Origin of the sequence: Streptomyces sp. S.PB5 (genome assembly GCF_030403745.1) — a bacterium.
In the GTDB taxonomy this organism is placed as follows: domain Bacteria; phylum Actinomycetota; class Actinomycetes; order Streptomycetales; family Streptomycetaceae; genus Streptomyces.
This window is the reverse complement of sequence record NZ_JAQMWP010000008.1, coordinates 348807-361411: the sequence shown is the minus strand read 5'-3', so window position 1 is coordinate 361411 and position 12605 is coordinate 348807. Positions and strand designations below refer to the sequence as shown.

Here is a 12605-nt window from a genome sequence, read left to right as displayed (position 1 = left end):
TGAACCTCTATTGAATTCTCAACCAACTGCCGCTGCCTTCGTACTCACCTCGACGGGGCTTTCCTCCGGGCGTTAGTGCTGCTCCGAGCCGCTACGCCCGGCATCAAAGCGGGCATACACGGGCACGGTGACCCTTGGTTGACGTTCCAACCGGCGGGCACATCCCTAAGGTTCCCTAGGGTTCCCTGCGGTGTCAAGCAGTAAGCTAGGGAACCGCAGGGAACCAGCGATGAGGGAGCTGACGAGATGGCAGGTCAGGCCGACAATCGAGCGCCGTACGCGAAGATTGCCGCCCATTACACGGAGCTGATCGAGTCCGGTCAGCTACCGCCGGGATCTCTCCTGCCGAGCATCAAGAACCTCTCGGAAGAGTGGAGTGTGAGCACCGCAACGGCCGAGAAGGCATTGCGCAAGTTGCGCAACGAGGGGTTGGTCAGAGGGATTCACGGGATCGGGACGGAAGTCCTAGACCGGCCCGCTCCGATGTCCTCCGGATCTCAGCGCCAGGATCGAGGGCGCCGCACCGGGTCAAGTTGGGGATCAGGAGAACGGTCCGACTCGCACCAGGCTGCCGTGGTTTCCGCGCCCTCGGAGGTCGCCCAGGCCCTGGGCATCGAACCTCACTCCGACGTGATTCGCCGGCGACGGGTGTACAGAGACCGGCACGGCATCGTGGCGCACAGCACGTCTTGGATTCCCGCTCGGTACGGAAGGCTCATCCCGCAACTGGCGAAGAGCGAGCGACTGACTGGGGGGACGTCACTCCAGCTCATCGCGGAGGTGACCGGCCTTCCGATCACTCATCGAATCGACACCGCGTCAGCGCGCCTGTTGACGGCGGAGGACGCTCAGCTCCTGGAGCTGGACCCTGAGAACCCACCGACAGAACCCGTCGTCGTGATGACTGCGAAGTTCATCGACAGCGAGGGGAACGTCGTGGAGTACGGTGTCGACCTCGGAGGCCCTGGTCGCACTTGGCGGACGGAATCGGAGGTTTCCTAGTGACGACCATCGACGACACGCTCATGAGCGTTCTCGAAGACCGCATGGGCACCTTGCTTGCCGCTCGCCGTGACGGCTTGCTCACCCCTGAAGCCGAAGCGGAGATGACCGCCATCTCCCAGACTCTGACGAGACCGATGTCCCCACGCCCACCGTTCTGCGTCCTGATGGCTGGACTCCCCGGCTCCGGCAAGACCACCCTCGCCCGCGCTCTCACTGCCCGGGGCTTCGTGCGTCTGTGCCCGGATGAGGAGATGTACCGCCGCCATGGCGTGTACGGGGTGGACTTCCCACGAGGGACCTTTCCCACCCTTGAGCGGCCGGTCCTAGAGGACATCGCGGCTGAACTCCGCGAACAGCTCAAGGCGGGGCGCGATGTCGTGGTTGACCATGGCTTCTGGACCCCGGACGACCGTGCCCGGTGGCGAACCATCGCGACCGACGCCGGCGCCACTCCGCTACTGGTCTATCTCGAAGCAAGCCATGACGAACTCTGGTCGAGGGTCAGCAAGCGCAACGAGTTCCACGCTGACGATCCGAACTCGATCTACTTTTCCGAGAGCGACCTTCGGCGCTATCGCGCGCGCTTCGTGCCACCTCAGTCAGACGAACCGCACGTGAGGTACGAGGGAGACCCGGCTACTGTGATCAGGGCTGTGACCGCTGCCCCCTCCTGACGCTCGCGCTCTCATTTAGCAGCCTGCTTGGTTCGCTCCCGGTGAGCCGGCGCCAACTAAGTTGCGCTGTCCCCTTCGCGGGTAGAGCGCAACTGGGCATACTTCAATAGGAATTCCCTATGGCTTCGCTCCACCATCCCCAACAAGTCAGAGTAGTGGCGTACGTAAATTTCTGAGTTCCTGAGGTTTTCCGCCTTTTGTTCCGGCTCAAACCCGCTGGCAACCCTTCCGCACAGAAGGTAACCAACTACCTTATGGAACGAGTATTCGGGATCTGTCGCCGTTCGAATCTGATATCGCAAGAAGTTGACATAGCGTTCAATCTGCTCAAGGGCCTTAGTGGATGCAACGGATTGCGGCCGCTTGATTTCTACCACGACGAGAGAATCCGACTCTTTCACGCACAAGAAGTCGATTCGTTTGTCTTCTTCCAGCTCGGTGTCTGACTCCGGGAAATGTTCTCGCAGCAAAGTGCTGAAGTAGACCTCGTCGTCTACTAGATTCCACCGAGGGTCTAGAACCCATGGGAACTCGCGAAGAAAATTATGGAGCGTGGGGACTTCAAGGGCGTTCTCGGAGATTAGTTCTTGAAGCTTTCGGATAGTTTCAATCCTTCCCTCGGTTACTCGCGACATTTCCTTGGCTTCGACGATCTCCCACTCTCGGAACAGACTGACCAGCTGCGTGGCGTCCGAGACGTCAGCTTCGCGAACTTCTTGGGCGAGCTCCCAAAAAGCATCGTACTCCAAATAGTCGATAGACCATTCGACCACTTTGGCGATGTCATCGGGGGTTTCATCTGGGTTGCGCTGAATCAGGTCCCTGATTAGTTTGTCCGCAGCTTTAGTGGAGCGTGTATTTGAAGCCTTTTGTGCCTCCTCTTTGAACCTGACATAGAGTTCGTTATGTTCTAGAGCTTCAAGATTGTCCCGCTTGCGCCGACTCGCCCACTCTCTCGCTACATACTGGATTTTTCGCTGACCCCACAGGCGCAAGGCCTCGTTGGCCTCGTTGTCCCAGACAAGGCCATTACGTGCAGTTGCTACTGTGTCTTCCGCATCGTCGACAAATTCAGCATGGATCTCCCCAACTAGATAGGCTAGGGCATATTGCTGAGCAGGGTTGACATCGAAGAAGAAGGGCTCTTGCACTAGCTTTCCGCGGGCCATTACAACTACCCCACGGGGGATGCCGTCCACGGATGAGTCTGTCTGCTTCAGGGCCCCCAACCAGCCCTTCACCATCCAGCCGGTGTTCGGAGAGATCTCCTCTTCTACCTCCCACAGGTATGGATTGCCGCTCCTGTCATTTGCCAGTAGCCGGCGCAGATCTCGTTCGTCAGGGGTAAGAGGCGCCCCATTGATCGACACTATAAAATCGGAATCAATAACTGAAAAGCGACGTGCAAGCGAACGCCGCAGAGCAGTCATCGATACAGAGCGATTCCTGTACTTCTGTATGGCGTTGAGTGTGATTCGGGTGCCCTTATTTACGAGCCCAGTTGCGGGGAGGGCTTCGAATTTAATTTCTCGGCGCTGCGCAGCCTGCTCAAGTTGGTCAAAATCCATGACAAAGCGCGAGACGTGCCCTTGCTTGCAACTTTCGACCTCGATCCGCCGAGCAATACCGAATCCGGAGAACTTTCCGATCCCCTTACGTCCCATATATTTGCGAATCGGAGGATCTTTTCGCTGGTCTGATTCTTCGTCGACTCTTCGATCTCGCCCTACGACAAGATAGCCGTCCCGGATTTCGCTATCTGACATCCCGTCACCATCGTCAGTGATCACGATGCTGGATTGAGCGTTGAACACTCCTGTGGGAATCGTGATTTCGACCCGATTCGCTCCGGCGTCCCATGCATTCGATACGAGCTCAGCGATAACCGGAGGCAACGTTGAGTACATCTGTAGACCCAGGTGCTTGATCGTGCCAATATCGAATTCCATGCGAAAGTCGTCCATGGGTACCCCACACTCGCTAATCCTATGAGCTTGCTCTTGCGATTGCTTTGTTACCCTGCAGAGGTGCAGGATAGTAACCTCTGATCTTAGCGTCGATAGCTGCTTCTGTCCCGAAGTCGCGCAATGAGTCTTGTGGAGGCGGCGAGCCCCGGGGGGGGGCGACTGACTGGCCTCCAAAGGGTTCCGCAGTGGAGAAAGTGCAGAATCCGGGTCAGCTAGCTAGCGGTCGCACCTGCGGGATCGTCCACTTAATTCAGTAGGTGCAGGGGCTCTGTCGTCAGTGGTTCGCCTTTTTCCTGTGGTTGGCGACACTTGCTGGCGCGCCGCGGTACTCACACTCCGGGCACATCGCCCAGATGCCCTGTGCTTCGGCTTCGCCAACCACCGAGACCTCCGAGTTGAAGCCGTGGTGCGCCAGCAGTCGAACGACGTTGTTTCCGTAGCGCGTAGCCAACACGGCAGCTTCAGCGATCTTGTCATGACCTTGACGGAAGTAGGCTCCTGGGCCTGTGGTCGTCCCGCACCCACACCAGCACCTACCAGTCGGTGCCGGCTGCTCCGGCCTCGCTTCGAACGTCATGTCCATAAGCTATGGAATCTCAGGGCGTTTGGTGCGTAGATCGCAGAATCGGGTTTGAGGAGAGCCGTGTCAGTGCCCAGAGCTACGCTGCGCACGTGGATGATCTCCTGAGCAAGGTCCTTGAGCTTCAGCCGTCTTGGACGGCGACGAACACGGAAGAGATGCAGGGACGAGGTGTCGTCGTACGGCAGCAGCTGCCCGATCTGTTGCGAGCAGATGGGGCCACTCTGTCGGCAGCACTCGGTGTTTCGCTCGACAACTTGGGTGTCGAGGGCCGCGACGGTACGGGTCTTAAGTCGGAGATTCCGTGGGTGCGTGTATTCGGGCGTGAACAGTCGCCTAGCTCGACCACGGGGTGGTACGTGGTCTACCTGTTCAGCGCCTCCGGCCAGCGCGTCTATCTGTCACTGAATCAGGGGACGACGATCTGGACGGGAGGAGTGTTCAAGCCTCGCAGGCTCGAAGATCTTCGTGCCCGCGTCGGCTGGGCTTTGCCTCAACTAACAGAGGCCACGGCCGGGCGTCCGGACTTGCATAGAACCATCGACTTGGAGGCCAGGACCCCATTGGGACGGGGGTACGAGCCCGGGAATGTGCTGGCCATCACGTACCAGCGCGATCAAATGCCTCCGCAGGAGACCCTGCTGGAAGACCTGCGCTTCATGACGGGCCTTCTCGGCATCCTCTACAAAGCCGAGCGGTTGGCTCCGTACATCCCGGGGGATCCGACCCCGGAAGTGGTGGAGGCTGAGCAAAGTGCGGCGAAGACCGCTGGCCGGCGCACACGCAGTGGTTCACGGCCGGGCAGGTCGGGGCAGGGTTTTCTGCTCACGCCCGGCGAGCGGCGAGCCATCGAGCACCACAGTGTCCGCATGGCCACTGAGCACTTTGAGGCACAAGGGTGGAAGGTCAAAGACGTCGGCGACAAGGAGTCCTTCGACCTTCTGCTCACAAGGGGCGAACGACGGCTGCACGTCGAGGTCAAGGGGACGACCTCCGCAGGGCTGGAGGTAATTCTCACGCGCGCAGAGGTTGAGAAGCAGCGGCAGTACTACCCGGACAACGCCTTGATCGTCGTGCATTCGATTGAGTTGGACCGCGCGGGAGAGGAGCCGAGGACATCCGGGGGCGTTCTCCATTGCACCTCACCGTGGGTTGTGGAAGACGCAGATCTCACCGTGATCTCGTACGCGTATCGGACGCGGGTTGGTGGTCCGGAGTCCGTTGAGGCAGCGGGGAGTGCGGCCCTGGTTCCCCCAGGTGTCCCCCAGCAGCGGCGTGCACAGGAAGAACCGCAGGTCAACGATGATGGGCGGAGCCCGCTGTAAATCTGCCGGCTCAGCCTTCCCAGGTTCGAATCCTGGCGCCGCCACACTGGGGAAGACCCCCTCCCAACTGCGGAAACGCAGTGAGGAGGGGGTCTCTTCATGTTCCGGGGCGATTTTTCGAGGGGAATCGAAACAGGGTGACTTGTCTCACGCTGTGACGCGTGGATCCCGGGGCTGATCAGGGTTTCCGGGCCATATGCGGGCCAACCAGAGGGGCCTCAACGTAGTCGTGCACGACGTGGGGATGCGCGGCTGGGGGCGACGTGGACGATGTGCGGCCGGCGCCGTCCAGGCGCACTCTGAGGTCATGAGGGACAGTGACCCGTCGGGCCCTCCTGAGGGCCCGCTGCAGCGCCAGCAGCGGGAGCCGGAGGCATCCCCTGCGTCGGGCCGATTGAGGCTGCACAGAGGCCTGTTGGCGCATGTGGCGGTCGCTATTGCTGGCCTCTTGGCCGGAGGCCTGATCGGCTATGCCGTCGGCGGTGACTCGAAGGGAAGCGCCGGCAACGCGTCCGCGACCGTCACGGTCACGGAAACGGTCACGGAAACGACGGCAGGAGTCTCCTCGTCCAGCGGGGCCGACGCTGCCGAGGATGCGGGAGCCGGAGAGATTCCCGGGGATGGGGTGTACCTGGTCGGCACGGACGTTCGACCCGGCACGTACCGTACTGCCGGTCCGCAGGGCGGGGACAGCACCTACTGCTTCTGGGAGCGTCTGAAAGGTACGTCAGGGGAAGCCGACGACATCATCGCCAGCGGGTCGACGAAGGGGCAGGCGGCTGTCACCATCAAGCCCACCGACAAGGCCTTCATGACTGGCGGCTGCAAGATTTGGAAGAGAACCGATTGAGCGAGGTCTCTTCGCGGTGTAGCTGCGGGGGCGGTTGCTGTGGTTGCTGTACTTCGCTGCTGTACGCAGAATCACTCGCATGGGATCAATGCAGCCTCAGCTGAGCTGGCCGTTTGAAGGGGAAACCTTCCCTCATGACTTGCTCGCGATCATACAAAGGACCGTCTCCGCTGGGGAGTTCCCGGCCCTGACCGTGATCCACGATGACGAGGACGATTGGCTCGTGAGCGACGGCGTCCACGATCCCAACGGTTCCGGTGCCTCGTCGGTCCTCCACCTCCAGCACGTCGTGGACCTGGACCCATCGCTTGCCCAACTGGCCACCATGCCACCTGGATACGTCGCGTGGCGATCGACTGCGTCCGATGCCTGGGTCATTGAGGAGTGGACCTACGCCGACGACTAGCACTGGATCGCCCGCCGCGTCCTAGCGCTTAGAAGGGCCCTGGGCGCTTCGGCATGGACGTGGCGCTGACCTTGGACGTAGTAGCCGTACGCAGGGCCAACCGAGCTACGTCGACACGTATTCGACACGGACCATGATCGGGGCGTCCGGACGGACGGATGTCCCGGATCGGCCGCCGCCGGGTGTGGTGCCACCACACGCCGGACTGGGCAGCCTGATCTACTGGGCGGACACCTTCGTGAGCACCAGGGACCACGACCCATCCGGACGGCTGAACTCCACCTTCCCTCCGCCGCGCGTGTAGAGCTGGACACCGGAGATCTCACCGATGCCACGCTCATCGATGTTCAAGTAGACGAAGTCGCTGCCGCTGCTGTCGACGAAGTCCCAGTGGCCATGCAAATCTTCGGGGTCGGTGTGCGCGTCTGTCGACAGATCAGTGGCGGTGAATGTGCCGTCGGAATCGAGCGTGATCTCGCCGCCGGTCTTGCCGTTGCGGTACACGCCGGGAAGCTCGTCGGGGTCGACCGAGTACGCACACCCCGAGATGAGTACCGAAGCAGCGCCCAGTACAGCGACGAGCCACCGTCCGACTATCCCCCTGCTCATCCTGTCCCCCTGATCATCACGGCGCCACGGCTCAAGCGCGCTGTACTTGCCGAACCAGATCTTGAACGCGTTCAAAATGTACGTCAAGCGTGAGTGGGTGTGACTTGCTTGGTCGTTTGCGCGTGTGGCCCCTGAAACGAGGGCGTTGAGGTCTAACTGCTGTTGCTCTTTGCCATCCCTGAGGCCCGATCGTGGTGGCGGTGGCATGCGGGCCGATAGCGGCCGTTGATGCGCCTGGGCGGAGGAGTTGGCCCGAAGATCAGCAAGCGCTGTTTGCCGCCGGACCGAGCGAGCGCAGCGAGCCTGATCAAGTAGGGAGATCTGGATCACGAACCGTCGGGTTCGGAGGCTTCTCCCCATTCCTCAAGGGCCGCGTCAATACGCTGGTTGGCGCGCTCCTGCGACTGCGCGAGCACCTTGGCGTAAACGCGGAAGAGGACGGTGAGGCTGTGGCCGGCGCGCCGGGCTACTTCTGCGGGGTCGACGCCGGAGCTGAGCCAGAAGGAGATGCCGACGTGCGGAGGTCGTAGGGACGGCGGGCCAGGGATGAGGCGACTTCCTCTGGGGTGAGGACGTCGGCGCGGGCCTTTGCCCAGGCGTCGCCGTAGCCGCTCTCCTGGACCAGGCCGCCGCGGTTTGTGCGGAAGAGTCGGCCGTCTGCGGCTGTGCCAAAGCAGTCGATGTGGGTGCGGAGGAGGCGGACGCACGCGGGAGGGATCGGTACCGGTACCGGTCGTGAGTCTTCGGGGGCCCGCCACTTCAGGCTTCGCTTCTCGTGTGCGCTGCCGTCGTCTTTCTAGCTTTGGCCGGCTCGGACGGTGCCGCCTCGGAGGGGTGAGGACTCCCCACCCCTCCCCAGGGAGTCGGCACTGCGACTTCTGTAGGTGGATTGCTTCGGCCGGGCGCATGCCCGCGTAGTAGAGGCAGGCGAAGAACGCTTCGAGTCGTTCACCTCGGTCGCCCTGGTCGCGTACGACGGTCAGCAGGCGGCGGACCTGGCGGGGATTGGCGACTGCCTCGGGGTCGACTTCCTCGGAGTCGACTTCCTCGGCCGTGCGCGGTGCGGCCCACTGCACCGACTGAAGTGGGTTCACGGCCGTCGTGAAGTACTCGGCTTCCGCTGCCATCCCGAGCACATCGCTCAGGCAGGCCCGCTTACGCAGTGCGGTACGGGCTGCGGCCGGCTTCCCGTCCAGCTTCTTTCCCAGGGCGTCCAAGGCCTTGCGGAGAGTCTGTGGGTCTTCGAGATCTCCTATCGGGACCGAGTTCCGTTCCAGCCAGTCGAGGACCTTGCGTCACTCCGGCCGTGGTTCTTGCCGCCAGGCCAACTTGTTGTAGGCCCAGCTGTAGAGCGCGCGTGGGAGTACGCGTGGGTCCGGGCGTCCGGCCTCCGTCTTCACCAGAGCTGGGGTGATCGTCGCCAACGCGTCGGCGAAGTTCCGGCGTGACTTGGCCGGTGCGCCGTCCCAGCGCTTTTCGATGAAGTCGCGGGTGTGCTGATACCAGGTGACCTTCTGCAGCTTGGCTCGGAGTTCAGGGGAGGGCAGCCCCGTCTCCTCGTCGAAGGGTTCGCCGCGGCGGGCCGCCTGCATCAGCGCGGAACGACGGCTCTCGGCCAGGTTTCTGGCACCGGGGCGGTCCGCTCGTGCTGCATCGCTGGCCCTGGCCGCGTCCCGACAGCCCCGCACCATGTACGACAACCGCCTGCCACCCGTCTGACACGCACAACAGGACATCACCCGGGGCACACTGACCCCATGTCGACCCGTCGCAGGAACTGCCCCGAATGCCGCCGCGAGATCGCCGTCGTAGCCGGCCGTTTCGCGCGGCACGACCCGCCCGGCGCCCGCGAGAACGGCGACCTCACCTCCTGCCCCGGCTCCCGCCGCCAGGCGCAACTGGGCGCTGCCCAGCCCTCACTGGACGGATACGTGATCCCGGAGATCCCGGGCCAGATGCCCCTGTTCTGACCTGCCGCAGCTACGACGCGGCTCGCACATCCATACGACTCACCAGTCCGTCCCCGTCGAACCGGTACACATGTTCCACCGTCCCGTCGGCCCAGTGATCGCCCTCCGCGTCCCGCATCCCCTGCCGCACGCTCGCCACCACGGCCGAGCCGTCCGTGTCGAGCCGAAGCCCCTCCAGCCGTACGAGGGGATGCCCGGCCGCGAACTGCCGCGCCCAGTACCCCCGCACCGCCTCCCGTCCGTGCAGCCGGACCCCATCCAGAACATTCGGCCAGTCCACATCCGGCGCCAGGCACCGCGGTACGAAGTCGTCGCGGTCGTCGGTCGAGAAGACCTCGTACATCCGCCGCAGCAGCGCCTCCCGCGCGGCCGGCACCCCCTCGACGACCATCGTCAGTTCCCGGCCACCGACTTCACCGCCACCGACACCGGCGTCGACCCGCCGACCAGCTCCAGCGTCAGCCCGGCCGTCGCCGGGGTCTCCACCAACTCCGCCAGTACGGCGGCCACGTCGTCGCGCGTGACCGGGCCGCGGCCCGTGTGTGCCTCCAGGCGGACCAGGCCGGTGCCGGCGTCGTTCGTCAGCGCGCCGGGGCGCAGAATCGTCCAGTCCAGGGCGTCCAGGCCGCGGACATGGTCGTCGGCCTCGCCCTTGGCCCGCTGATAGACGTCGAAGACCTCGCTGCCCTGGTGCTTCGCGTCGGCGCCCATCGACGACACCACCACATGACGCCGTACGCCGGCCCGCACCGCCGCGTCCGCGAACAGCACCGCCGCGCCCTTGTCCACCGTGTCCTTGCGCGCCGCACCACTGCCCGGGCCCGCCCCCGCAGCGAAGACCGCCACGTCCGCGCCCTGCAGATGCGCCGCTACCTCCTCCACCGACGCCGACTCCAGATCCAGGAGCACCGGTTCGGCACCTGCCGCCCTCAGATCGTCGCCCTGCTCCGCCTTGCGGATGATGCCCGCGACCTCGTGCCCGCGCGCGGCGAGCAGCCGCTCCAGCCGCAGCGCGATCTGACCATGTCCACCAGCGATGACAATGCGCATGCCTTCGACCGTACGCCCGGACCACCGCATCCGCCGCACGACTTGAGCCACGCCGCAGGGAGCCCACCACGGGGCGCACCCACCCGACTGCACGCCCCCCGCTCCTCACCTGCACGCCCCACGCGCCGCCTCGTCCGGCAGCGCACCGGAGCAGGCGCGAAGCACACACGCCTGGCGCGCAACCGCCCATCTGCGCCAAGGGGCGGCGCCCCCAGCCAGGCCGGCAAGGCCCGCGCGCGGCAGACCGTGCGCCCCGCGCCCCTGGCCATCAGGCGCCCCGCGCATTCCCGCTCCCACGCGCCCAGCGCACTCCTGCCTTCACGCGCCCAGCGCACTACCGACACCACGCGCCCCAACGCCGCAACGCACGCCCCCCTCACACCCCCCACGTCACCCCCTACCTCACCCCCCCCACACACACCCTCACCCCCCTCACACCCGCACCCCCACCCCCACCTCACCCCCTCAAGACAACTCCCCCCGCCCCTGCCGAGGCAGCCCCAACTCCACAGCCGCCGCCGAGTCGCAGAACTCCCGGACCGCGCTGGTTCGCGCGACCACACGCCCCCGGTGCACCACGATCCGGCTGTACGCCAGCGACAGCGCCCCCGACAGCCGATCCCCGCGCACCGCCAGCAACTCCGCCGGAAAACCCGCTTCCACACGCACCTCGGGCAGCCCCAGCACGGCCCGCGCGGAGGCGCTGACCGCGTCGTACGCGTCCTCGGGGCGCATGCCGTAACGGGAGGCCAGAAGGTAGGCCGCCTCCAGGGGGTCCCCGCGCCCCACCGGATTGGAGACGTCCCGCAGGGAGCCGCTGCCGGCCGCCACCCGCACCCCGGCCGCCCGCAGCAGCCGTACCGGAGCCGTGCCGCGCCGGTCCACGCCCCCGCAGCCGCCCTGTGGCAGGCACACCACGGTCACCCCGGCGGCCGCGAGCTGGTCGGCGGCGCGGGAGGCGACCTGGGAGGGCAGCCGGCCGAGGCCGCCGCACGGGCCGAGGGTCACGCCGGGGCGCAGTCCGCCGGCCATGGCGGCGAGACGCGCGAGACGGGCCGCGTCGGTGGCGTCCGTGTGGAGGTCGACCGGGCAGCCGTGCTCGGAGGCGATGTCCAGGACCGCCTGTACATAGCCCGTCGGGTCGGGGTCGAGATCCGGGCAGCCCCCGACCACCGAGGCGCCCATCTTCACCGCGTCCCGCAGCATCGCGAGCCCCTCCGCCCCGGCCACCCCGGTCAGCACCCGCGGCATCGCCACCGCGGTCAGCTCGGTGAGCCCGCGCAGCGAACGCCGGGCCTGCAGCACGGCGGCCAGCGCGCCCAGCCCCTGTACGTCGCCCACGCGCACGTGTGCCCGCAGCGCGGTCGCCCCGTGCCCGAGTTGCAGCAGAGCCGCCTCGGTGGCCCGGCGCTGGACGTCCTGGGAGTCGTACGAGACCGGGCCGCCCTCGTCGGCCGACAGCGCGGTGTCGCCGTGGGCGTGCGGCTCGACCGGTGCCGGCAGCAGCAGATAGCCGCTGAGGTCCACACGCGCACCGCACGCGCGCGTGCCCTCCGCCGTCAGACTGCCCGCCGTACCGACCGCCTCGATGCGCCCGCCGTCCAGCCGTACGTCCACGGTCCGGCCGTCGGTCAGCCGTGCTCCGCACAGCAGGAGTGAGGTGGTGTCGGCCGGGCCCGGCGAGGACGACGAGTGCGGCGGCTGCGGCTGGCTGTCGGGCATCGCGCTCCAGGGGCTCAAGGCTCGTGGCTCGGGGCTGAGCCAGGGGGACGCAAGATCACGGAGAGTGAGTCGAGCCTAGGGCGGTGATCCGCTCGCAGCGGGGAGGAGCGCAATAGTCGTACCGGTGTGGTTCGTCGTACGGGAGAACCCTCGGAGACAGGTGGGAAGACCGCCGGACAACCCACTGGACAAGTCACGGCACAGGCCACCGGACAAACCACTGCGCGGGCCACCGCACAGGCCACTGGACGGGCCGCCGGACAGACCGCCGGAGAGGGGCCGGACGCACCGCTGCCTGGGCCCGGAAACGGATTTGGGCGAACGGCTGCCGAGCGTGTAATGTCTTCATCGCTCGCCCCAATAGCTCAGTCGGCAGAGCGTCTCCATGGTAAGGAGAAGGTCTACGGTTCGATTCCGTATTGGGGCTCTGGTGTGTGAGGTTCCCGT

The 12605-nt window shown here is 65.2% G+C and carries 11 protein-coding genes, 1 tRNA gene and 1 pseudogene; 7 read left to right on the top strand and 6 right to left on the bottom strand.

Annotated features, from left to right (window positions below):
* Positions 1-246 precede the first annotated feature (246 nt).
* Both PH203_RS22890 and PH203_RS22885 read left to right on the top strand, forming a co-directional pair.
* Complete coding sequence (locus PH203_RS22890; protein WP_289922248.1) at positions 247-1002, top strand: GntR family transcriptional regulator; 756 nt, start codon at positions 247-249, stop codon at positions 1000-1002.
* Positions 1002-1679 (top strand): AAA family ATPase, encoded by a 678-nt coding sequence (locus PH203_RS22885; protein ID WP_289922246.1) that lies wholly within the window; start codon positions 1002-1004, stop codon positions 1677-1679. Before PH203_RS22890 ends, PH203_RS22885 begins: the two co-directional genes overlap by 1 nt.
* A 56-nt stretch (positions 1680-1735) precedes the next feature.
* Here PH203_RS22885 and PH203_RS22880 read toward each other — a convergent pair whose 3' ends face one another.
* Positions 1736-3643: an ATP-binding protein gene (locus PH203_RS22880; protein ID WP_289922245.1), complete on the bottom strand. Its 1908-nt coding sequence runs from the start codon at positions 3641-3643 to the stop codon at positions 1736-1738.
* Positions 3644-4318: 675 nt separating this feature from the next.
* On the opposite strand from PH203_RS22880, the gene PH203_RS22875 reads away from it, so the two are divergent.
* The 3 genes from PH203_RS22875 (at position 4319) to PH203_RS22865 (ending at position 6807) form a co-directional block, all read left to right on the top strand.
* Positions 4319-5551 carry a DUF3578 domain-containing protein gene (locus PH203_RS22875; protein ID WP_289922244.1) on the top strand — a complete coding sequence of 411 codons (1233 nt, stop codon included), beginning with the start codon at positions 4319-4321 and terminating at the stop codon, positions 5549-5551.
* Between the two features lie 307 nt (positions 5552-5858).
* Positions 5859-6401, top strand: a complete 543-nt coding sequence (locus tag PH203_RS22870; RefSeq protein WP_289922243.1) for a hypothetical protein — start codon at positions 5859-5861, stop codon at positions 6399-6401.
* A 79-nt stretch (positions 6402-6480) separates the two neighbouring features.
* The gene (locus PH203_RS22865; RefSeq protein ID WP_289922242.1) at positions 6481-6807 is read left to right on the top strand and encodes a hypothetical protein; all 327 of its coding nucleotides are present in this window, start codon (positions 6481-6483) and stop codon (positions 6805-6807) included.
* 219 nt (positions 6808-7026) lie between these two features.
* Here PH203_RS22865 and PH203_RS22860 read toward each other — a convergent pair whose 3' ends face one another.
* Both PH203_RS22860 and PH203_RS22855 read right to left on the bottom strand, forming a co-directional pair.
* Positions 7027-7503, bottom strand: a complete 477-nt coding sequence (locus PH203_RS22860; protein ID WP_289922241.1) for a hypothetical protein — start codon at positions 7501-7503, stop codon at positions 7027-7029.
* A 239-nt stretch (positions 7504-7742) separates the two neighbouring features.
* Positions 7743-9152: pseudogene (locus PH203_RS22855) on the bottom strand (site-specific integrase).
* Positions 9153-9173: 21 nt separating this feature from the next.
* Between PH203_RS22855 and PH203_RS22850 the strand changes: the two are divergent.
* Positions 9174-9386 (top strand): hypothetical protein, encoded by a 213-nt coding sequence (locus PH203_RS22850; RefSeq protein ID WP_289922240.1) that lies wholly within the window; start codon positions 9174-9176, stop codon positions 9384-9386.
* A 10-nt stretch (positions 9387-9396) separates the two neighbouring features.
* Here the strand turns inward: PH203_RS22850 and PH203_RS22845 are convergent, their stop codons facing one another.
* From PH203_RS22845 to PH203_RS22835, 3 genes are all read right to left on the bottom strand, one after another.
* On the bottom strand, positions 9397-9777 hold the full coding sequence (locus tag PH203_RS22845) for a nuclear transport factor 2 family protein (RefSeq protein ID WP_289922239.1): 381 nt from the start codon (positions 9775-9777) through the stop codon (positions 9397-9399).
* Positions 9778-9779: 2 nt separating this feature from the next.
* Positions 9780-10436: an SDR family oxidoreductase gene (locus PH203_RS22840; protein ID WP_289922238.1), complete on the bottom strand. Its 657-nt coding sequence runs from the start codon at positions 10434-10436 to the stop codon at positions 9780-9782.
* 465 nt (positions 10437-10901) lie between these two features.
* Entirely contained in the window at positions 10902-12158 is a 1257-nt protein-coding gene (locus PH203_RS22835; protein WP_289922237.1) for an amidohydrolase family protein, read from the bottom strand.
* Between the two features lie 354 nt (positions 12159-12512).
* Between PH203_RS22835 and PH203_RS22830 the strand changes: the two genes are divergently transcribed.
* A tRNA-Thr gene (locus tag PH203_RS22830) sits at positions 12513-12585 on the top strand.
* The last annotated feature ends 20 nt before the right edge of the window (positions 12586-12605 follow it).

Excerpts from the sequence above, each read along its gene's own strand:
- PH203_RS22835 (WP_289922237.1), bottom strand. The coding sequence starts at position 12,158 with ATGCCCGACAGCCAGCCGCAGCCGCCGCACTCGTCGTCCTCGCCGGGC.
- PH203_RS22890 (WP_289922248.1), top strand. The coding sequence starts at position 247 with ATGGCAGGTCAGGCCGACAATCGAGCGCCGTACGCGAAGATTGCCGCC.
- PH203_RS22865 (WP_289922242.1), top strand. The coding sequence starts at position 6,481 with ATGGGATCAATGCAGCCTCAGCTGAGCTGGCCGTTTGAAGGGGAAACC.
- PH203_RS22840 (WP_289922238.1), bottom strand. The coding sequence starts at position 10,436 with ATGCGCATTGTCATCGCTGGTGGACATGGTCAGATCGCGCTGCGGCTG.
- PH203_RS22850 (WP_289922240.1), top strand. The coding sequence starts at position 9,174 with ATGTCGACCCGTCGCAGGAACTGCCCCGAATGCCGCCGCGAGATCGCC.
- PH203_RS22870 (WP_289922243.1), top strand. The coding sequence starts at position 5,859 with ATGAGGGACAGTGACCCGTCGGGCCCTCCTGAGGGCCCGCTGCAGCGC.
- PH203_RS22845 (WP_289922239.1), bottom strand. The coding sequence starts at position 9,777 with ATGGTCGTCGAGGGGGTGCCGGCCGCGCGGGAGGCGCTGCTGCGGCGG.
- PH203_RS22880 (WP_289922245.1), bottom strand. The coding sequence starts at position 3,643 with ATGGACGACTTTCGCATGGAATTCGATATTGGCACGATCAAGCACCTG.